The sequence below is a fragment of the Pseudomonas sp. D3-10 genome (genome assembly GCF_051132175.1).
Lineage (GTDB): Bacteria > Pseudomonadota > Gammaproteobacteria > Pseudomonadales > Pseudomonadaceae > Aquipseudomonas.
Window position 1 is genome coordinate 3,766,562 of the sequence record NZ_CP071668.1, and the last position, 20,356, is coordinate 3,786,917.

17 protein-coding genes are annotated in these 20,356 nt (G+C 61.1%); 15 read left to right on the top strand and 2 right to left on the bottom strand.

Annotated features, from left to right (window positions below):
- Positions 1-173: 173 nt before the first annotated feature.
- Positions 174-1,247 carry a 23S rRNA (cytidine(2498)-2'-O)-methyltransferase RlmM gene (gene rlmM / locus J3P90_RS16920; RefSeq protein WP_434675083.1) on the bottom strand — a complete coding sequence of 358 codons (1,074 nt, stop codon included), beginning with the start codon at positions 1,245-1,247 and terminating at the stop codon, positions 174-176.
- Positions 1,248-1,419: 172 nt separating this feature from the next.
- Between rlmM and acnA the strand changes: the two genes are divergently transcribed.
- From acnA to J3P90_RS16935, 3 genes are all read left to right on the top strand, one after another.
- On the top strand, positions 1,420-4,161 hold the full coding sequence (acnA, locus tag J3P90_RS16925; RefSeq protein ID WP_434675084.1) for an aconitate hydratase AcnA: 2,742 nt from the start codon (positions 1,420-1,422) through the stop codon (positions 4,159-4,161).
- Between the two features lie 115 nt (positions 4,162-4,276).
- Positions 4,277-5,065, top strand: coding sequence for a CPBP family intramembrane glutamic endopeptidase (locus J3P90_RS16930; RefSeq protein ID WP_420764697.1), 789 nt, complete (start codon positions 4,277-4,279; stop codon positions 5,063-5,065).
- Between the two features lie 76 nt (positions 5,066-5,141).
- Positions 5,142-6,707 (top strand): methyl-accepting chemotaxis protein, encoded by a 1,566-nt coding sequence (locus tag J3P90_RS16935; RefSeq protein WP_420764698.1) that lies wholly within the window; start codon positions 5,142-5,144, stop codon positions 6,705-6,707.
- Between the two features lie 168 nt (positions 6,708-6,875).
- Here J3P90_RS16935 and J3P90_RS16940 read toward each other — a convergent pair whose 3' ends face one another.
- Complete coding sequence (locus tag J3P90_RS16940; protein WP_434675085.1) at positions 6,876-7,568, bottom strand: alpha/beta family hydrolase; 693 nt, start codon at positions 7,566-7,568, stop codon at positions 6,876-6,878.
- Between the two features lie 96 nt (positions 7,569-7,664).
- Here J3P90_RS16940 and ccoN (J3P90_RS16945) point away from each other — a divergent pair, with 96 nt between their 5' ends.
- The 12 genes from ccoN (J3P90_RS16945) (at position 7,665) to J3P90_RS17000 (ending at position 20,296) form a co-directional block, all read left to right on the top strand.
- Positions 7,665-9,089: a cytochrome-c oxidase, cbb3-type subunit I gene (ccoN, locus tag J3P90_RS16945; protein ID WP_434563260.1), complete on the top strand. Its 1,425-nt coding sequence runs from the start codon at positions 7,665-7,667 to the stop codon at positions 9,087-9,089.
- A 10-nt stretch (positions 9,090-9,099) separates the two neighbouring features.
- Positions 9,100-9,708 (top strand): cytochrome-c oxidase, cbb3-type subunit II, encoded by a 609-nt coding sequence (ccoO, locus tag J3P90_RS16950; protein WP_181286923.1) that lies wholly within the window; start codon positions 9,100-9,102, stop codon positions 9,706-9,708.
- Positions 9,709-9,711: 3 nt separating this feature from the next.
- Positions 9,712-9,912 (top strand): cbb3-type cytochrome oxidase subunit 3, encoded by a 201-nt coding sequence (locus J3P90_RS16955; protein ID WP_420764702.1) that lies wholly within the window; start codon positions 9,712-9,714, stop codon positions 9,910-9,912.
- On the top strand, positions 9,909-10,862 hold the full coding sequence (gene ccoP, locus J3P90_RS16960) for a cytochrome-c oxidase, cbb3-type subunit III (protein WP_434675086.1): 954 nt from the start codon (positions 9,909-9,911) through the stop codon (positions 10,860-10,862). The genes J3P90_RS16955 and ccoP (J3P90_RS16960) overlap by 4 nt, the downstream gene beginning before the upstream one ends.
- Positions 10,863-11,343: 481 nt before the next feature.
- Positions 11,344-12,786 (top strand): cytochrome-c oxidase, cbb3-type subunit I, encoded by a 1,443-nt coding sequence (gene ccoN / locus J3P90_RS16965; protein ID WP_420764704.1) that lies wholly within the window; start codon positions 11,344-11,346, stop codon positions 12,784-12,786.
- Complete coding sequence (gene ccoO, locus J3P90_RS16970) at positions 12,786-13,394, top strand: cytochrome-c oxidase, cbb3-type subunit II (protein WP_039589059.1); 609 nt, start codon at positions 12,786-12,788, stop codon at positions 13,392-13,394. Before ccoN (J3P90_RS16965) ends, ccoO (J3P90_RS16970) begins: the two co-directional genes overlap by 1 nt.
- 5 nt (positions 13,395-13,399) lie before the next feature.
- A complete protein-coding gene (locus tag J3P90_RS16975; protein ID WP_003183474.1) occupies positions 13,400-13,585 on the top strand; it encodes a CcoQ/FixQ family Cbb3-type cytochrome c oxidase assembly chaperone in 186 nt (61 codons plus the stop codon).
- Entirely contained in the window at positions 13,582-14,565 is a 984-nt protein-coding gene (gene ccoP, locus J3P90_RS16980) for a cytochrome-c oxidase, cbb3-type subunit III (RefSeq protein ID WP_434563254.1), read from the top strand. The genes J3P90_RS16975 and ccoP (J3P90_RS16980) overlap by 4 nt, the downstream gene beginning before the upstream one ends.
- A gap of 150 nt (positions 14,566-14,715) precedes the next feature.
- Positions 14,716-14,970 carry a type II toxin-antitoxin system Phd/YefM family antitoxin gene (locus tag J3P90_RS16985; protein WP_420764706.1) on the top strand — a complete coding sequence of 85 codons (255 nt, stop codon included), beginning with the start codon at positions 14,716-14,718 and terminating at the stop codon, positions 14,968-14,970.
- The gene (locus tag J3P90_RS16990; protein ID WP_434610540.1) at positions 14,971-15,381 is read left to right on the top strand and encodes a type II toxin-antitoxin system VapC family toxin; all 411 of its coding nucleotides are present in this window, start codon (positions 14,971-14,973) and stop codon (positions 15,379-15,381) included.
- 95 nt (positions 15,382-15,476) lie between these two features.
- A complete protein-coding gene (locus J3P90_RS16995) occupies positions 15,477-19,895 on the top strand; it encodes an RHS repeat-associated core domain-containing protein (RefSeq protein WP_434675087.1) in 4,419 nt (1,472 codons plus the stop codon).
- Positions 19,886-20,296, top strand: coding sequence for an SMI1/KNR4 family protein (locus tag J3P90_RS17000; protein ID WP_434563250.1), 411 nt, complete (start codon positions 19,886-19,888; stop codon positions 20,294-20,296). Before J3P90_RS16995 ends, J3P90_RS17000 begins: the two co-directional genes overlap by 10 nt.
- Positions 20,297-20,356 lie beyond the last annotated feature (60 nt).

Consider the following 20,356-nt stretch of genomic DNA (forward strand, 5'->3'; position numbering starts at 1 on the left):
ACTGGCGGGCATTGTCGCGCAATGTCGGCGTTCGGTCACCCCTGGTTCAACACTGCACCCTGTGGGAGCGAGCTTGCTCGCGATGGCGCCAGCACATCCAATATCGATGCAAACTGACCCACCGCTATCGCGAGCAAGCTCGCTCCCACAAGGGCTTCATTGGCTTTCGAGGACTAACGGGACTTCGTTTTTTTGGTGTCCAACCGCCGCAGATGACACGTCACCTCCTCTCGGTCGTGGTACAGCTGCTTGCAGCCGATCTCGACCTGGATGCCCCGGGCCTTGAAACCCTCGGCGATGCGTTCGAGCAGGCGTTTCACCTCGGCGTAACGCTGTTTCATCGGCAACTTGAGGTTGACCACGGCCTCGCGGCAATGGCCCTCGCCGATCCACTCTTCCAGCATCGCCGCGTTGCGCGCCGGTTTCTCGACGATGTCGCAGACCATCCAGTCCACCGGCTGCCTGGGCTTGAACGTGAATCCGTCTGCCATCAAGTGCTGCACCAGGCCGGTGTCCATCAGGCTTTCGGCCATTGGGCCATTGTCGATGGCCGTCACCAGCATGCCACGGTTGACCAATTGCCACGTCCAGCCACCCGGCGCCGCACCGAGGTCCACACCGGTCATGTCGCTGTGCAGGCGTTCGTCCCACTGGTCCCGAGGAATGAAATGGTGCCAGGCCTCCTCGAGCTTGAGTGTGGAGCGGCTCGGCGCGTCCCGGGGGAACTTCAGGCGCGGGATACCCATCGGCCACATCGCTGAGTTATCCGCCTCAGCCAGGCCAAGGAAGACTTCACGACCGCTCTTGAAGGTCAACAGCAGGCGCGGCTTGCGCGGGTCGTCCAGCAGTTTCCCTGCCCCGCCCAAGGCCTTGCGCAGCGGGCCTTCGAACTTCTTGCAGAAGTTCGACAGTTCCTTGCCGTCGTTCGTGTCAACTACCTCCAGCCACAGGCTGCCACACGTTGGGAAGGCCGTCATGTGGGACAGAATGACGCTGATTCGGTCGGTCTCAGGCAATTCGATGAACGTGCCACGCGCCCACTGCCGAGGAAAAATCAGATCGGCGAAACGTTGCCCGCGCATCAACCGCTCGGCGCCGTCCTCTTCGGTACAGACAAATTCGGCGCAGGCGCTGGCCGGCTTGGCCTTGGCGTACCCGGCGACGTTGAGCCGGGCCGCGTGTTCGGCGATCTCGGAACAGACCTCGCCTTCGAAGCCCGGCCGGCAGTGCATGAAAAGCGTGTTCATTGAAACTCCGTAGCAAAGCCTGTCACGAAAACCGGCGCATGATAGCGGAGTTCGGAACCGCGAACCTTGCTATACAGTCCAGTGATTAGTCATACGTTCAAAACAGGGCTAGGTTAAAGGCTCTGTCCGTTCCGTCAGTCCGTAGCCGTGCGGACTCAAAGGAGTGATTTCAATGCCGTCCATCGATAGCCTGAAAACCCTTAAAACATTGCAAGTCGACGCCAGGACCTACCATTATTTCAGCCTGCCGGACGCAGCGCGAAGCCTGGGCGACCTGGACAAGTTGCCGATGTCCCTCAAGGTTCTGCTGGAAAACCTGTTGCGCTGGGAAGATGACAAAACCGTCACCGGCACCGACCTCAAGGCGCTGGCCGGCTGGCTCAAAGAGCGCCGTTCCGACCGCGAGATTCAATACCGCCCGGCCCGGGTGCTGATGCAGGACTTCACCGGCGTCCCCGCCGTGGTCGACCTGGCGGCCATGCGCGCAGCGGTGGAAAAGGCCGGCGGCGATCCGCAGAGGATCAATCCGCTGTCACCGGTCGACCTGGTCATCGACCACTCGGTGATGGTGGACAAGTTCGCCAGCCAACAGGCCTTCGAGCAGAACGTCGACATCGAGATGCAGCGCAACGGCGAACGCTACGCCTTCCTGCGTTGGGGCCAGAGCGCGTTCGACAATTTCAGCGTGGTGCCACCGGGCACCGGCATCTGCCACCAGGTCAACCTCGAATACCTGGGCCGTACCGTATGGACCAAAGAGGAAGACGGTCGTCTCTACGCCTTCCCCGACACCCTGGTCGGCACCGACTCCCACACCACCATGATCAATGGCCTGGGCGTGCTCGGCTGGGGCGTCGGCGGTATCGAAGCGGAAGCGGCGATGCTCGGCCAACCGGTATCGATGCTGATTCCGGAAGTCATCGGCTTCAAACTCGTCGGCAAACTGCGCGAAGGCATCACCGCCACCGACCTGGTGCTGACCGTCACGCAGATGCTGCGCAAGAAGGGCGTGGTGGGCAAATTCGTCGAGTACTATGGCGACGGTCTAGCCGACCTGCCATTGGCCGATCGCGCCACCATCGCCAACATGGCCCCGGAGTACGGCGCCACCTGCGGCTTCTTCCCCGTGGACGATGTGACGTTGGACTACCTGCGCCTGTCCGGCCGTCCGACGGAAACCGTGAAACTGGTGGAAGCCTACTGCAAGGCCCAGGGACTGTGGCGGTTGCCAGGGCAGGAACCGGTTTTCACCGACACGCTGGAATTGGATATGGGCAGTGTCGAAGCCAGCCTCGCCGGCCCCAAGCGTCCCCAGGACCGGGTGTCGCTGCCGAATGTCGGCCAGGCCTTCAGCGACTTCCTGGGCCTTCAGATAAAGCCCACCAGCAAAGAAGAAGGTCGCCTCGAAAGCGAAGGCGGCGGCGGTGTCGCGGTGGGCAACGCCGACCAGGTGGGCGAAGCGGAATATGAATTCGAAGGCCAGACCCACCGCCTGAAGAACGGCGCCGTGGTCATCGCGGCGATTACGTCCTGTACCAACACCTCCAACCCCAGCGTGATGATGGCCGCCGGATTGCTTGCGAAAAAAGCCGTGGAAAAAGGCCTGGCCCGCAAGCCTTGGGTGAAGAGTTCACTGGCACCGGGCTCGAAGGTGGTGACCGACTACTACAAGGCCGCCGGCCTGACCGAATACCTCGACAAACTCGGTTTCGACCTGGTGGGCTATGGTTGCACGACGTGTATCGGCAATTCAGGCCCGCTGCCCGATCCGATTGAAAAAGCCATCCAGAAAGCCGACCTGTCCGTGGCGTCCGTGCTGTCGGGTAACCGCAACTTCGAGGGACGGGTGCATCCTTTGGTGAAAACCAACTGGCTGGCCTCACCGCCACTGGTGGTCGCCTATGCCCTGGCCGGCACCGTGCGCATCGACATCAGCAGCGAACCGCTGGGCAACGACCGCGAAGGCAATCCGGTGTACCTGCGGGACATCTGGCCGAGCAGCAAGGAAGTGGCCGACGCGGTGGCTCAAGTGGACACAAGCATGTTCCACAAGGAATATGCCGCCGTGTTTGCCGGCGACGAGCAATGGCAAGCGATCGAGGTTCCACAAGCCGCGACCTACGTCTGGCAATCGGACTCCACGTACATCCAGCATCCACCGTTCTTCGACGATATTGGCGGGCCTCCACCCGTGGTCAAAAACGTGGAGGGTGCGCGGGTCCTCGCTCTGCTGGGAGACTCGGTGACCACGGACCACATCTCCCCCGCCGGCAACATCAAGGCGGACAGCCCGGCCGGTCGCTACCTGCGCGAACAGGGCGTCGAGCCACGGGACTTCAACTCCTACGGTTCGCGACGGGGCAATCACCAGGTCATGATGCGAGGCACCTTCGCCAACATCCGCATCCGCAACGAAATGCTCGGCGGCGAGGAAGGCGGCAATACGATCTATATCCCCAACGGCGAACGCATGTCGATCTACGATGCCGCGATGTTGTACCAGGCCACCGGCACGCCATTGGTGGTGATCGCGGGTCAGGAATACGGCACGGGGTCAAGTCGAGACTGGGCGGCCAAGGGTACGAACCTGCTGGGAGTCAAGGCCGTTATCGCCGAAAGCTTCGAGCGTATCCACCGCTCCAACCTGGTGGGCATGGGCGTGCTGCCGTTGCAATTCAAGCTCGATCAGAATCGCAAGAGCCTGAACCTCACCGGCAGGGAAACTTTGGACATCCTCGGTTTGAGCGACACCGAGCTGACGCCACGCATGAACCTGCCCGTGGTCATTACCCGCGAAGACGGTAGCCAGGAACGGATTGAAGTGTTGTGCCGGATCGACACCTTGAATGAAGTGGAATATTTCAAGGCCGGTGGCATCCTGCACTTTGTCCTACGGCAATTGATTGCAGGATAAAAAGAAGCGTCCTACGAAAACACCGCCTCAGATAGGCGGTGTTTTTGTATGGGCCTGCCTATAATCCCCGCCGGCTCTGCGAGCTTCGCCCGTTTTCCAGCCCCAAGGATTCGACATGCCCGCCCTACCCTGGCCCTACCTGGCCCTTCTCTCGATCGGCTATGGCTTCGCCCTGGTCTATGGCCACCTGGCCTGGACAGCGGCTATTTCGGTCGCGCTGCTGCTGTTCGCCGGGTATGCCGTTCGCCAGCGGCAGACGCCGGTCGGGCAGTTCCTCGGGCATTGCCTGTTCGCGGTGCTCGCGGTCGCGCTGGCCCTGCACTGGATGCCAGGCTTCTTCAACGGCAGGGCCATCGCGGCACAACGTTTTACCGATGATGCCGTGCGATTCGCCATGTACCTGAACCAGGACAAGCCACTGATCGGCTTCTGGTTGCTGTTGTTCTGCCCATGGATCATCGGGCGGCGCCCGTTTCGCTTGTCTGTCTATGCCACGGCCCTGGGCATGTGCATCAGTACGATCCTGGCCCTGGGCGGGGCCATGCTGCTGGGCATGATCAATTGGGCGCCTAAATGGCCAGACTCGGCCTGGCTGTGGGTCCTGAATAATCTTCTTCTGGTGACGTTGGTGGAGGAAGCGCTGTTTCGTGGCTATATCCAGGGAGGCCTGAGCCGGCGCTTTCAACACTTGCGCCATGGCGACAACCTCGCGTTACTGCTGGCCTCGCTGGTGTTCGGCCTGGTGCATGCCGGCGCCGGTTGGGAATGGGTGCTGCTGTCGGGGCTGGCCGGGATCGGTTACGGCCTGGCCTATCGATTGGGTGGCCTGGGTGCAGCGATAGCCACGCATTTTGGCCTCAACCTGCTTCACTTCACCCTGTTTACCTACCCGATGCTGGCGTGACACCGCCGGGAAGAATTATTTCAACAAAAAGCTGACGGTGCCGACAACCTTTCAAAGCCTTGCGGACTACCACACCATGCGTAACAACCAGCCTATTACACAACGCGAAAGGACCTTCCCGGCCCAGCAACGACTTATTTCCACCACCAACGCCAAGGGTGTGATTACCTACTGCAACGATGCTTTCATCGACATCAGTGGTTTTACAAAGGAACAATTGATCCATTCGCCGCACAACCTGGTGCGCCATCCCGACGTTCCGTCAGCCGTGTTCACCCACATGTGGAACACGTTGAAACAAGGCTTGCCATGGATGGGCATCGTCAAGAATCGCTGCCAGAACGGTGATCACTACTGGGTCAACGCCTACGTCACGCCCGTGTTCGAAGGCAATCAGGTCGTAGGCTATGAATCGGTACGGGTCAAACCCACCGCTGAGCAGATTACCCGAGCCGAAGCCCTTTATAAGCGCCTCAACCAAGGCAAATCCGCAGTGCCGGGCAGCGATAAATGGCTGCCGATGCTGCAGGACTGGCTGCCGTTCATCCTGGTCAGCCAGTTGAGTTTCGTTGTCGGCGCTTTTTTCACCTCTTCTTGGGGGTTTGCCCTCGCCGGCCTGCTGTCGGTGCCGTTGGGACTGCTGGGCCTGCAGTGGCAGCAACGCGGTATCAAGCGCCTGCTGCGCCTGGCCGAACAAACCACCTCGGACCCGTTGATCGCACGGATGTTCACCGATAGCCGCGGCGTCCAGGCACGCCTGGAGATGTCGATCCTGAGCCAGGAAGCCCGCCTCAAAACCTGCCTGACCCGCCTGCAGGACACTGCCGAGCACCTGAACGGCCAGGCGCGCCAATCCAGCGCGTTGGCCCACGACAGCTCCAGCGGCCTGGAGCGCCAGCGGGTGGAAACCGAACAAGTGGCCACCGCCATCAACCAGATGGCCGCGACCACCCAGGAAGTCGCCAGCCACGTGCAGCGCACCGCCGACGCCACCCAAGAGGCCAATCGCCTGACGGGACGCGGTCGCGACATTGCAGGCGAAACCCGCGAGGCCATCGAGCGACTGTCGGTCGTCGTGGGCGAGACCGGGCAGACCGTGACCCAGTTGGCCAAGGACAGCGATGAAATCGGTGGCGTGGTTGACGTGATCAAGGGCATCGCCGACCAGACCAACCTGCTGGCCCTCAACGCCGCCATCGAAGCGGCCCGCGCCGGCGAGATGGGACGCGGGTTTGCCGTCGTCGCCGATGAAGTGCGGCAATTGGCCCAACGCACCAGCGAGTCCACTGGGCAGATCCATGCCTTGATCGCCAAACTGCAACAGACCGCCACCAACGCCGTGCAGACCATGGACGCCGGTCATCGCCAGGCTGAAGAAGGCGTTGCGCGGGTCATGGAAGCCGACCAGGCACTGGCGGGGATCAGCGAAGCGGTGGCACACATCACCGACATGACCACTCAGATCGCCGCCGCGACCGAGGAACAAAGTTCGGTGGCCGAGGAAATCAGCCGCAACATCAGTAACATCTCGGAACTGGCTGACCAGACCTCCGGGCAGGCCCACAGCTCGGCGCTGCTGAGCGAAGAACTGACCCGCACGGCCAACACGCAGTATTCGTTGGTGGAGCGGTTTAACCGCTGAGTTCAATTGGCGAACCAAAGGCCCGGGCAGCGAAAGCTTCCGGGTTTTTGTCGTCTGGCAGGCCGCTATCGCGAGCAAGCTCGCTCCCACAGGGGGTGTGGGTCGTTCATTCAAATGCATTCCAATGTGGGAGCGAGCTTGCTCGCGATGAGGCCATGACTGGCAGCATCAGTCTTGAGACACAAACCCGGCCACCGCCTGCGCCGCCGCCTGCAGATGCTGCTCATGACTAAACCCCGACGCCTTCAACGGTTTCAGATCATGATCCGCCGCCACCAGCCACATGACCTCGATGCCCGGTGACAACGTGTAGCCCTGCACCGCCTCCCGATTGCCCAACGCATCCCGCTCACCCTGGACGATCAAGGTTCGGGTCTTCAACGTTGCCAAGTGCTCGACCCGCGGTTTCTCCGGTTTGCCTACCGCGTAGAAGGGATAGCCCAGGCACACCAGCGCATCGGCGCCCAGCTCATCAGCCACCAAACTAGCCATCCGCCCGCCCATGGACTTGCCGCCAATGGCCAGCTGCCCAGCGACATAAGGCCGCACGGTGGCGTACACCTCTCGCCAGCATTCCAGCAGCTTTGGCGCAGGGTTCGGTGGACGCTTGCCGCCGTCCACGCGCCGCTGGGCCATGTAGGGAAACTCGAAGCGCAACACATTGACGCCCTGTGCACCTAGGCGGCTGGCCATTTGCGCCATGAAACCGCTGTCCATCGGTGCGCCGGCGCCATGGGCCAGGATCAGGGTCGGCGACTCGGCGCCGGCACCTGGATTGGCGGCCGTCCACAACCAACCATGTTCCGCCACGCATCGCGCCCATTGATCCCCGTCAATACTGGCCTTGTGCTGTTTGTCCATGCTTGCCTCGCTTTTAGTCTGCCTATAACTCCAGGCGAAGAACGCCGCACTGCCTTGCGCAGGCACTCACTTCGACTGAACCGTGGATGGGGAACCATGAACACTTCTATCAGTACCGCCTACAACTACAAGGTGGTCCGCCAATTCGCCATTATGACGGTGGTGTGGGGCATCGTCGGCATGGGACTCGGGGTTTTTCTCGCGGCCCAGTTGGTCTGGCCGCAGCTCAACTTCGATTTGCCTTGGACCAGCTTCGGCCGCCTGCGCCCGTTGCACACCAATGCGGTGATCTTTGCCTTCGGCGGTTGCGCGTTGTTTGCGAGTTCGTTTTATTCAGTGCAGCGCACCTGCCAGACAACGTTGTTCGCGCCGAAAATCGCCGCATTCTGCTTTTGGGGCTGGCAGCTTGTGATCCTGCTGGCGGCCATCAGCCTGCCGCTGGGCTACACCAGTTCCAAGGAATACGCCGAATTGGAATGGCCGATCGACATTCTGATCACCATCGTCTGGGTCGCCTACGCCATCGTGTTCTTCGGCACCGTGGCCAAGCGTAGGACCAAGCACATCTACGTCGGTAACTGGTTCTTCGGCGGGTTCATCCTGACCGTGGCGATCCTGCACATCGTCAACAACCTGGAATTGCCGGTGAGCCTGACCAAATCCTACTCGGTGTATGCCGGGGCCACCGATGCGATGGTGCAATGGTGGTACGGCCACAACGCCGTAGGCTTTTTCCTCACCGCAGGCTTCCTGGGGATGATGTATTACTTCGTGCCGAAACAGGCCGAGCGCCCGGTGTATTCGTATCGTCTGTCCATTGTCCACTTCTGGGCGCTAATCACGCTGTATATCTGGGCCGGCCCGCACCACCTGCACTACACCGCGCTGCCGGATTGGGCGCAATCGCTGGGGATGGTGATGTCGCTGATCCTGCTGGCGCCAAGCTGGGGCGGCATGATCAACGGCATGATGACCCTCTCGGGCGCCTGGCATAAATTGCGCAGCGACCCGATCCTGCGCTTTCTGGTGGTGTCCCTGGCGTTCTACGGTATGTCGACCTTCGAAGGGCCGATGATGGCGATCAAGACCGTCAACGCCCTCTCCCACTACACCGACTGGACCATCGGCCACGTACACGCCGGCGCACTGGGCTGGGTGGCGATGATTTCCATCGGCGCGCTGTACCACATGATCCCCAAAGTCTTCGGCCGCACGCAGATGCACAGTATCGGCCTGATCAACGCGCACTTCTGGCTCGCAACCATCGGCACCGTTTTGTACATCGCCTCGATGTGGGTCAACGGCATTGCCCAGGGCCTGATGTGGCGTGCGGTGAACGAAGACGGCACGCTCACCTACTCCTTCGTCGAAACCCTGGTGGCCAGCCACCCAGGCTTCATCGTGCGGCTGGTAGGCGGGGCGATCTTCCTCAGCGGCATGTTGCTGATGGCCTACAACACCTGGCGCACCGTGCGGGCCTCTCAGCCTGCCGAAGCCACCGTTGCCGCGCAGATGGCTTGAGGAGTCCGCGATGAAACACGAAACAATCGAAAAAAACGTCGGCCTGCTGATGCTGCTGATGGTCCTGGCCGTGAGTATCGGGGGCTTGACCCAGATCGTGCCGCTGTTCTTCCAGGACGTGACCAATAAACCGGTGGACGGCATGAAACCCTACACCGCCCTGCAGTTGGAAGGCCGCGACATTTACATCCGCGAAGGCTGCGTCGGCTGCCACTCGCAGATGATTCGTCCGTTTCGCGCCGAGACCGAGCGCTACGGCCACTACTCGGTGGCCGGCGAAAGCGTCTGGGATCACCCGTTCCTTTGGGGCTCCAAGCGCACTGGCCCGGACCTGGCCCGGGTCGGCGCGCGTTACTCCGATGATTGGCATCGCGCGCACTTGTACAACCCGCGCAACGTCGTGCCCGAATCGAAAATGCCGGCCTACCCGTGGCTCGTCACCCAAGCCGTCGACAGCAGCCACACCGAAGGCAAGCTGCGCGCCATGCGCACCCTCGGCGTGCCGTACACCGACGATGACATCGCAGGCGCGACGGCCACGCTCAAGGGCAAGACCGAAATGGATGCGCTGGTGGCCTACCTGCAAGTGCTTGGCACTGCCATCAAGAGCAAGAGGTGAGCCATGGTGCTTGAAATGAGTACTGGAATGATCCGCGGCCTGGGCACCGTCGTGGTGTTCATCGCTTTCATCGGCCTGGTCCTGTGGGTGTTCAGCAGCAAGCGCGGCCCGGAATTCGCCCAGGCACGCCTGCTGCCGTTTGCCGATGAGCCGCCCGCCGACCTCATCCCCCAAGACCCTGAACCAAGGAGTACCCGGTCATGACCACTTTCTGGAGTACGTGGATCTGCGTACTGACCCTCGGCAGCCTCATCGGCCTGACCTGGCTGCTGATCGGCACCCGCAAGGGCGAGACCAAGGGCAGCGTCGACCAGACCATGGGCCACAGCTTCGACGGCATCGAGGAATACGACAACCCGCTGCCGCAATGGTGGTTCCTGTTGTTCGCCGGCACCTTGGTGTTTTCCGTTGGCTACCTGATTCTCTATCCGGGCCTGGGCAACTGGAAAGGCATCCTGCCCGGCTACGACAACGGCTGGACCGGCGCCCATGAATGGGAAAAGGAAATGGCCCGTTTGGATGCCAAGTTCGGTCCGATCTTCGCCAAGTTCGCTTCCATGCCGATCGAAGAAGTCGCCAAGGATCCGCAAGCCTTGAAAATGGGCAGCCGCTTGTTCGCTTCCAACTGCTCGGTCTGCCATGGCTCGGACGCCAAGGGCGCCTTCGGCTTCCCGAACCTTGCCGACAGCAACTGGCGCTGGGGCGGCAATGCCGAAACCATCAAGGCGACCATCATGGGCGGCCGCATGGCAGCGATGCCGGCCTGGGGCGACGTGTTGGGAGATGCCGGGGTCAGGAACGTCGCCGCGTATGTGCGACACGATCTGGCAGGCCTGCCGCTACCGGCGGACAGCGGTGCCGATCTGCAAGCCGGCCAGCAAGCATTCAGCACCACCTGCGTCGCCTGCCACGGCGCCAACGGCCAGGGCACCGAAGCCATGGGCGCGCCGAACCTGACGCAACCGGCCGGCTTCATCTACGGCACCAGCCTGGCCCAATTGCAGCAGACCATTCGCCATGGTCGCCAAGGCCATATGCCTGCGCAGAATGAACTGCTTGGCAATGATAAGGTGCAACTGCTCGCGGCTTACGTCTACAGCCTGTCCCAGGGTGCCGGCACCGAGCGCCTGCAAGCGGAACACAAAAGCGAATAAATCCTGACCACACGAACAGCCGCGTTCATCTGGATGCGGCCGTTCCGTGCCCCTGCGCGACTCATTGTCGCACCCTGCCTTAGTCTTTCTTTCGGTTCCATGGAATCAGGTCTAAGCTTGCCTTTGCGTGTGCTGGCGACTGCCGGTTTCAGGTCGATCCGACCCGATGCGTTCGACAATCGTTCGACAAAAAGGCCGCAAAGGCAGGTGAATACCGGCTGTTGCGACAGTTGCCTGTCACCCCCCGAACGCCGTGTTTGAACACACCCCGTTACAACCGACCTGACCCCCTCGCCTCCTTCCTTTGTCGCGACATTTTGCCGAGGGCCAATTTTGTCCCTACACCGAACATGGAAAGGCCGCAGAATCAGCTTTGGAAAGCATTGACCCCGGTCATGGCGCGTTGCAATGACCCCCCGCTTTCTCCATACTTGCGACCGATTTTTATCCTAATAAAACACCCAAACCGTGGAACCTTAGAATGAGCACAGCAATCAGTCCGACTGCTTATAACTATAAGGTAGTCCGCCAGTTCGCCATCATGACGGTGGTCTGGGGGATCCTTGGCATGGGGCTCGGTGTCTTCATCGCCTCGCAACTGGTCTGGCCGGAGTTGAACTTCGATCTGCCATGGACGACATTTGGACGCCTGCGCCCGCTGCACACCAACCTGGTGATCTTCGCCTTCGGTGGTTGTGCGTTGTTTGCCACTTCTTATTACGTCGTGCAGCGAACCTGCCAAACGCGACTGATTTCCGACAGCCTCGCCGCCTTCACCTTCTGGGGTTGGCAAGCGGTGATCGTTGGCGCGATCGTGACCTTGCCAATGGGTTTCACCACCACCAAGGAATACGCGGAACTGGAATGGCCCCTGGCTATCCTGCTGGCCATCGTCTGGGTGACCTACGGTTTGGTGTTCTTCGGCACCATCGTCAAGCGCAAGACCAAGCACATCTATGTCGGCAACTGGTTCTACGGCGCGTTCATCGTCGTGACCGCCATGTTGCACATCGTCAACCACGCGTCCCTGCCGGTCAGCTTCTTCAAGTCTTACTCGGCCTATTCGGGCGCCACCGACGCGATGATCCAATGGTGGTACGGCCACAACGCCGTGGGCTTCTTCCTGACCACCGGCTTTCTGGGGATGATGTACTACTTCGTGCCGAAACAGGCCGAGCGTCCGATCTACTCCTATCGTCTGTCCATCGTGCACTTCTGGGCGCTGATCACTCTGTACATCTGGGCCGGCCCTCACCACCTGCACTACACCGCGCTGCCGGACTGGGCGCAGTCCCTGGGCATGGCGATGTCGATCATCCTGCTGGCGCCAAGCTGGGGCGGCATGATCAACGGCATGATGACCCTCTCGGGCGCCTGGCATAAGCTGCGCACCGACCCGATCCTGCGGTTCCTGGTGGTGTCTTTGGCGTTCTACGGCATGTCGACCTTCGAAGGCCCGATGATGGCCATCAAGACCGTCAACTCCTTGAGCCACTACACCGACTGGACCATCGGCCACGTACACGCCGGCGCCCTCGGCTGGGTAGCGATGATTTCCATCGGCGCCATCTACCACATGATCCCGAAACTGTTCGGTCGCGCGCAGATGCACAGCACTGGCCTGATCAACGCGCACTTCTGGCTCGCGACCATCGGCACCGTGCTGTACATCGCCTCGATGTGGGTCAACGGCATTACCCAAGGCCTGATGTGGCGTGCGATCAACGATGACGGCACCCTGACCTACTCGTTCGTCGAAGCGCTGCAAGCCAGCCACCCGGGCTTTATTGTCCGTGCCCTGGGCGGCGCGTTCTTCGCCAGCGGCATGCTGCTGATGGCTTACAACGTATTGCGCACCGTTCGTGCCTCTGACCCGGCTGAAGCTGAAGCCGCTGCCAAGATCGCCGTTGTTGGAGCTCACTGATGAAGCACGAAGCAGTAGAGAAGAATATCGGCCTGCTGGCCTTCTTCATGGTTATCGCCGTCAGCATCGGCGGCCTGACCCAGATCGTCCCACTGTTCTTCCAGGACGTGACCAACAAGCCGGTCGAAGGCATGAAGCCGCGCACCGCCCTTGAACTCGAAGGCCGCGACGTCTACATCGCCAACGGTTGTGTCGGCTGCCATTCGCAGATGATCCGTCCGTTCCGCGCCGAGACCGAACGCTACGGCCACTACTCGGTCGCCGGTGAAAGCGTCTGGGACCACCCGTTCCTGTGGGGTTCCAAGCGTACCGGTCCGGACCTGGCCCGCGTGGGCGGCCGCTACTCCGACGACTGGCAGCGTGCGCACTTGTACAACCCGCGCAACGTCGTGCCTGAGTCGAAAATGCCGGCTTACCCGTTCCTCGTAGAAAACAAGCTCGACGGCAAAGACACCGCCAAGAAAATGGAAGTCCTGCGCTCCCTGGGCGTTCCCTACACCGACGAAGACATCGCCGGCGCCAGGGATGCCGTGAAGGGCAAGACTGAAATGGACGCGCTGGTGGCCTATCTGCAAGGCCTGGGCACCATCATCAAAAGCAAACGGTGATCTGGATGGATATCGGGATGATTCGTGGCCTGGGCACCGTCGTCGTGATGGTGGCCTTCATCGGCCTGGCTCTGTGGGTGTTCAGCCCCAAGCGCAAGTCGGAGTTTGACGACGCGACCTTGCTGCCGTTCGCGGACGATCCCGAAGCCATCAAGCACGTCGAGCAAGCTTCTAGGAGTAACAAAGAATGACTACGTTCTGGAGTCTGTACGTCACAGTCCTCAGCCTGGGAACGATCTTCGCCCTGACCTGGCTGCTGCTGTCGACCCGTAAGGGCCAGCGCAGCGAAGCCACCGAGGAGACGGTCGGCCACTCCTTCGACGGGATCGAGGAGTACGACAACCCGCTGCCGAAGTGGTGGTTCATGCTGTTCGTGGGCACCATCATCTTCGCCCTCGGCTACCTGGTGCTCTACCCCGGCCTGGGTAACTGGAAGGGCCTGCTGCCAGGCTATAACTACCTGGACACCGAAAAGCAGACCCCTTTTGCCAACGGCCAGACCGGCTGGACTGGCGTGCATGAGTGGGAAAAGGAAATGGCCCGCTCGGATGCCAAGTTCGGTCCGATCTTCGCCAAGTTCGCCTCCATGCCGATTGAAGAAGTCGCCAAGGACCCGCAAGCCTTGAAGATGGGTGGCCGCCTGTTCGCTTCCAACTGCTCGGTCTGCCACGGTTCCGACGCCAAGGGTGCCTATGGCTTCCCCAACCTGACCGACGCCGACTGGCGCTGGGGCGGCGAGCCGGAAACCATCAAGACCACCATCATGGGCGGCCGTCACGCCGTCATGCCGGGCTGGGCTGCCGTGGTTGGCGAACAAGGCGTTGCCGACGTGGCTTCCTACGTCGTGACCGGCCTGCACGGTCGCAAACTGCCGGAAGGCGCCAAGGCGGATCCGGCCAATGGCCAGAAACTGTTCGCAGCCAACTGCGTGGCTTGCCACGGTCCGGCCGGCAAAGGCACGCCCGCCATGGGCGCACCTGACCTGACGCACCCGGCCGGCTTCATCTACGGTTCGAGCTTCGCCCAGCTGCAGCAGACCATCCGCTACGGTCGTCAAGGCCAGATGCCGGCCCAGGCCGACATGCAAGGCAATGACAAGGTCCACCTGTTGGCCGCCTACGTCTATAGCCTGTCACATGGCGAAAAGGCTCCGGCCGCTGACGCTCAGTAAAGCAACTTCCTGATACACGAAAGGCCCCGCCAATCCATTTGGCGGGGCCTTTTTTATCGGCCTTCGAAACATGTCGAGCCTGTTTCCCCTTGCCTGCACTTGGCGCCAGTAGTAACGTGCCTACATTCAGTTTCCATGGGGTACGCCACCATGTCCGTCACTACCATTTCCAGCCGCGAATTCAACCACGACACAAGTGGTGCCAAAAAAGCCGCCCGTGAAGGGCCGGTGATCATCACCGATCGTGGCAAGCCGGCCCATGTGCTGCTAAGCATTGAGGAGTACCAGAAACTGACCGGCATTGGCGCCAGTATTGTCGAGTTGCTGGTCATGCCCGACGCGTCGGATATCGACTTCGATCCCGAACGTGCCGTCATCACTCCCCGATCGGTCGACCTGTCCTGAATGTTTCTACTCGATACCAATGTCATCTCGGAGCTGCGCAAAACCCAAGCCGACAAGAACGTGCAGGCTTGGGCACGCAGCGTCCCCGCCCCCAGCCTCTACGTCTCGGCCATTACCGTGTTGGAGCTGGAAACCGGCGTCTTGCGCATCGAACGCAAGGACCCGGTGCAAGGCAGTCGCCTGCGCGCATGGCTGGACAACCACGTCATGCCCACGTTTGCCGGCAGGATTCTCGCCGTCGACCGCGCCGTTGCGCTTCGCTGCGCACGTCTTCACGCTCTCGACCGCAGCAATGAATGCGATGCTTTGATTGCCGCCACCGCGTTGGTTCACGGGCTGACCGTGGTGACCCGCAACGTGACGGATTTCCAGAGCAGCGGCGTGGCGTTGCTCAACCCTTGGTCAAGCTGATAACACAACGGACTCACCACTTAACGCCAGGGAGACAGGCGCAATGAAAGGCATCGAACCACCCAAGCATACAAGCGCCAGTTTGAGCATCGTCCATGTCTGACGCGCTCTGGGCTGCCCGCCTGGGCGACGCGCTGAACCACACTTCAATGATGGCCGACATTCTCGGCGGCGTGCTGGAGGTGGCGGCGAACATCGCGATCACTGCCGTGGCGACCGCCGCGGTGGTCGCCGCCACGGGCATTACCGTGGTCACTGGCGGCCTGGGCTGCTTCGTGCTCGGCCTGGTGGTGGGAACGGTGGTCGGCCTGGCCATGAGCAAGACCGGGGCCGATAAAGGCTTGAGCAATATATGCGAAGGCATCGGCAACGCCCTCTTTCCGCCCACGGTGCAGGCCAACATCCTCACCGGGTCCACCGACACCCTCACCAACAACATACCCGCCGCCCGCGCCGCCGGAGCGATTCAATCCCATGTCGCCCCGGCCGGCACCGAGCTCGAAGCCTCCGAGCCAGAAGAAGAACCCAGCTACCTGGACATGGCCGGGTCATTCTTCTCGCAGATGTGGCGTCCTACCGTCGCCACGCCCGCGCCGGGCGCCGTACCCAAGCCCGAAGACTTGGTCATCTGCACGAAGCACCCGCCGATGCCCCCGCAATTCATGGCCGAGGGCTCGGACAAGGTCACCATCAACGGCCAGCCCGCCGTGCGCAGCGGCGACCGCAGCACGTGCGACGCGACGGTGGTGTCGTCCGGGCTGATCTCACCGGACGTGACCATCGGCGGCGGTTCGGTGGTAGTGCGCGAGATCCGCAGCGGCAAGACCCCGGGCGTGGGGTTGGCGGTCACGGCGCTTTTGATGCTCAAGGGCGGCAAAGGCAAGTTCTTCAGCAAATTGCCCTGCATGTTGGTGGGCGGCGCGGTGTCCATGGCCGCCAGCAGTGCGGCGAACGCGGCTGCCAACGCCGCCCTGGGCTCGCCGAACCCGGTGCATGCCGCCACCGGCGCCAAGGTGCTGGGTGGTGATGAAGAGCTGGACTTCGTCTTGCCCGGCATCCTGCCGATAAACTGGCAGCGTTTCTACAACAGCCGCGACGAACGTCACGGCAGCCTGTTCGGAGCCGGGTGGAGCGTGAGCTATGAGGTAAAGGTCGAAATCCTCCCTCACCCCGACGGCGGCGAAACCCTGGTCTACACCGATGAACAGGCGCGCCCCATCGACATGGGCTCGATCCCATTGGGCGGCGCGGTGTTCAGCGCCGGCGAGGGTCTGGCCGTGCGCCGTCACGCGAACGGGCAATTGCTGATCGAAAGCGACGACGGCCTGTACCGTTTGTTCGAACCCACGCCGGTCAACCCGGCACACCTGCGCCTGAGCCAACTGGGTGACCGCAACGACAACCGTATCCACCTCGACTATGACGACGCCGGACGCCTGGTGCGGCTGCGCGACACCTTCGATCTGGTGCAGGTCGAGTTGATACGCGAAGGCGAACGCGTCAGCCGGATCGAACGTCTTTATCCTGATCAATCGCGGGAAGTGCTGGTCAGCTACGCCTACGACGCCGCATGCAACCTCGCCGAAGTACGCGACGCTGGCAACCAGATGCAACGGCGTTTCAGCTATGACGCCGGGCAGCGGATGGTCGAGCACCAATTGCCCACCGGCCTGCGCTGCTTCTATGAGTGGGCCTTGATCCAAAGCCAGGAATGGCGCGTGGTCCGGCACTGGACCGACGAGGGCGACGCCTACCAGTTCGACTATGACCTGCACGCCGGTATCACTCGCATCAGCGACAGCCTGCAACGCGTCAGCATTCGGCACTGGAACAGCCAGCACCAGATCATCCGGTTCAGCGACAACCTCGGCCAGACGTGGCTGTTCGAATGGAATGATGAACGTCAGTTGCTCAGCGCCACCGATCCACAAGGTGGCCTGTATCAGTTCAGCTATGACGATGCCGGCAATCTGATCAGCGAAACCGACCCGATGGGCCGCAGCGAATCCACCCTCTGGCTCGAACATTGGGCACTGCCGCTGGTGGACACCAACGCCGCCGGCCACAGCTGGAAATACCGCTACGATCAACGCGGCAATTGCACCGCGCAAACCGACCCGCGGGGCCACATCACCCACTATCGCTACGACGCCCACGGCCAGGTCGTGGAAATCATCGACGCCACCGGCAAAAACAAAAAGCTGCGCTGGAACCCGTTTGGGCAATTGGTTGAACACGTCGATTGCTCGGGTTATCCGACGCGTTTCAGTTATGACCAGCGAGGCTACCTGCAAACCATCACCGATGCCCTCGGCGAGCGCACCCAATTCAGCTACGACGCCCAAGGGCGCTTGCTCAGCAGCCAATTGCCGGACGGCCGCACCGAGCACTATCAGCGCGACACCGCAGGCCAACTCACCGGCTACACCGACCCGGCCGGGCACACCACGCTTTACCAGCACAACCGCCGCGGTCAGGTCCGCCAACGCACCGACGCCCAGGGCCGGCAAGTGCAGTTCGCCTACGACAGCTTCGGCCGGCTGCAAGCGCTGACCAATGAGAATGGCGAGAGCTACCGGTTTGCCTGGGATATCGCCAATCGGTTGAGCGAACAACAAGACCTGGATGGCAGCGCCAAGCGCTACGACTATGACCGCCTCGACAACGTCGCGGCAGTGACGGCGATGCCTGCACCGTACGGCACGGGCCTGGCGCTCATTCCCGAAATACCGCCGGCGCCCATCGTCCATCGCCTGGAACGCGATGCCGTGGGTCGGCTGATCGCCAAAGTCACCGACGATGGCCGCACTGAATACAGCTACGATCCGCTGGACCAACTCACCGCCGTCACCTTCACCGACCTGCAAGGCAACGCGCAAACCCTGAGCTTCGCCTACGACGCCCTCGGCCAGTTGCTCGCCGAAAACAGCGCCGCCGGCAGCCTGCAACACCACTACGACGAACTCGGCAACCTGATCCAGACCCAACTGCCCGATGGCCGCTGGGTCAACCGCCTGTACTACGGCAGCGGCCACCTGCACCAGATCAACCTCGACGGCCAGGTCATCAGCGACTTCGAACGCGACCGCCTGCACCGCGAAGTGCTACGCACCCAAGGCCAGATCAGCACCCGCAGCGAATACGACCGCAGCGGCCGCCTGCGCACGCGACAACGCCGCCACAGCAGCCAACCCTCGCTGCTACCGGCGGCGGTGCAAAAACACTTCGAGTACGACCCCGCCGACAACCTCATCGGCAAACTCGACCAGCAACCCGCCGCGCAACAGCGCCAGCTCCTGCACTACGACGCCACCGGTCGCATCATCGCCAGCCAGGACAGCCTGCACGGCCAGCGCGAAACCTTCACCTACGACGCCGCCGCCAACCTGCTGGACGGCCCGGCCCCCGGCGCCGGATTGGTGGTGCACAACAAACTGCTGACCTACCAGGACAAGCGCTACCGCTACGACGCCTTCGGCCGGATGATCGAAAAACGCAGCGCCAAACGTGGCGTGCAGCACTTTGCCTACGACGCCGAAAGCCGCTTGATCGAGGTGCGCAATGACAACGGCAGCGTGGTCAAAATGGCCTACGACCCGCTGGGCCGGCGCATCGCCAAGACCGAACACGACAACAAGGGATACCCGTTGGGCGAAACCTGCTTCACCTGGGATGGCATGCGCTTATTGCAGGAAAGTCGATACAACCAGACTAGCCTTTATCTTTATACGGATAACACCTACGAACCCCTTGCGCGGATAGATGGATACGGTGCGCATCAGAAAGTCCGTTATTACCACAACGACCTGAACGGCCTGCCCGAACAACTCACAGAAGTCGACGGACGAAGCGTCTGGCAAGCTCGCTTTGAGGTGTGGGGTAACCCTCTTCAGGAAATTCGTGAACCCTACTTCATTGAAGAGCAAAACCTGAGGTACCAAGGACAGTATCTCGATCGAGAAATTGGGCTGCACTACAACGTTCTCAGGTTTTACGATCCTGACGTGGGTCGCTTCACTACGCCCGATCCAATAGGCTTGGCTGGAGGCCTAAATTTCTATGCCTATGCGCCCAACCCTATCGGCTATGCAGACCCTCTAGGCCTTGCAGTCGACCCGCTGATAAAACTGAAAGACCGTGGGTACACCGGCGTCACGAAGACACCTGGTGGAGGTCTCGACTATTCTGAAAGTAACGCGCTTTACAACAAAAAATCCGGCGTGAACCCAGTCGTTAGGATTGAATACACTGGCGACTACGGGAAGGACTTCGAGGCCGCAAACAAGGCGGCCAAGTTGAGTCAAAAAACTACGCCATCCGGCCACGTATGGCACCACTTGGATGATTACGACCCGAAGACCAACACAGGCACGATGCAGCTCATCAAGCAAAACGCCCACAGCGGCATAAGCCATAACGGCGGTGTAGCTCAATACAAAGCAGCTACGGGCAAGGCCTACACCCACCCAGCTCGTTTCAAGAGCAGAACAAAAGGAGCATCCAAATGCGGCTGACCCTCGAAGAATCCGAACACGCCCTCTCTGTGCAAGAGTTGAATGAGTTCCAAGAAAAATTCAATGTGGAATTACCGACAGCCTTTAGGCAATTTTATCTAAAGCACAACGGCGGCGATTTGGCTGAGAGCAATAGCGAGAATGATTTTTTGCTGGGTGGATTCACTCCGATCAAATACGGACAAGCCCCTATCGAAACGGTCTATCGAGACTTGACGGACGACGTTCCGTCGTTAAAGCAAATGATCCCCTTTGCGTACGATCACGGTGGCAATTCCTTCCTCTTATCCGTTAAGGAGGCTGACTTCGGAAATATTTACCTGTACTTGATGGATGAAGAAGATCTGGCGTTCGTATGCGAATCATTTGAAGAATTCCTCGCTGAACTCACGGGTCAATAGAGCCATGCGTCATCGCTGGACAGGCTTAGTCTACACACGAGCCCGTGAAGCGATAGCCTC

Coding starts and splice junctions, on each gene's coding strand:
- J3P90_RS16955 (WP_420764702.1), top strand. CDS start 9,712: ATGGTGCTTGAAATGAGTACTGGAATGATCCGCGGCCTGGGCACCGTC.
- ccoN (WP_434563260.1), top strand. CDS start 7,665: ATGAACACTTCTATCAGTACCGCCTACAACTACAAGGTGGTCCGCCAA.
- ccoP (WP_434563254.1), top strand. CDS start 13,582: ATGACTACGTTCTGGAGTCTGTACGTCACAGTCCTCAGCCTGGGAACG.
- J3P90_RS16985 (WP_420764706.1), top strand. CDS start 14,716: ATGTCCGTCACTACCATTTCCAGCCGCGAATTCAACCACGACACAAGT.
- ccoO (WP_039589059.1), top strand. CDS start 12,786: ATGAAGCACGAAGCAGTAGAGAAGAATATCGGCCTGCTGGCCTTCTTC.
- ccoP (WP_434675086.1), top strand. CDS start 9,909: ATGACCACTTTCTGGAGTACGTGGATCTGCGTACTGACCCTCGGCAGC.
- acnA (WP_434675084.1), top strand. CDS start 1,420: ATGCCGTCCATCGATAGCCTGAAAACCCTTAAAACATTGCAAGTCGAC.
- J3P90_RS16935 (WP_420764698.1), top strand. CDS start 5,142: ATGCGTAACAACCAGCCTATTACACAACGCGAAAGGACCTTCCCGGCC.
- J3P90_RS16995 (WP_434675087.1), top strand. CDS start 15,477: ATGTCTGACGCGCTCTGGGCTGCCCGCCTGGGCGACGCGCTGAACCAC.
- rlmM (WP_434675083.1), bottom strand. CDS start 1,247: ATGAACACGCTTTTCATGCACTGCCGGCCGGGCTTCGAAGGCGAGGTC.
- ccoN (WP_420764704.1), top strand. CDS start 11,344: ATGAGCACAGCAATCAGTCCGACTGCTTATAACTATAAGGTAGTCCGC.
- J3P90_RS16990 (WP_434610540.1), top strand. CDS start 14,971: ATGTTTCTACTCGATACCAATGTCATCTCGGAGCTGCGCAAAACCCAA.
- J3P90_RS16940 (WP_434675085.1), bottom strand. CDS start 7,568: ATGGACAAACAGCACAAGGCCAGTATTGACGGGGATCAATGGGCGCGA.
- J3P90_RS16975 (WP_003183474.1), top strand. CDS start 13,400: ATGGATATCGGGATGATTCGTGGCCTGGGCACCGTCGTCGTGATGGTG.
- J3P90_RS17000 (WP_434563250.1), top strand. CDS start 19,886: ATGCGGCTGACCCTCGAAGAATCCGAACACGCCCTCTCTGTGCAAGAG.
- J3P90_RS16930 (WP_420764697.1), top strand. CDS start 4,277: ATGCCCGCCCTACCCTGGCCCTACCTGGCCCTTCTCTCGATCGGCTAT.
- ccoO (WP_181286923.1), top strand. CDS start 9,100: ATGAAACACGAAACAATCGAAAAAAACGTCGGCCTGCTGATGCTGCTG.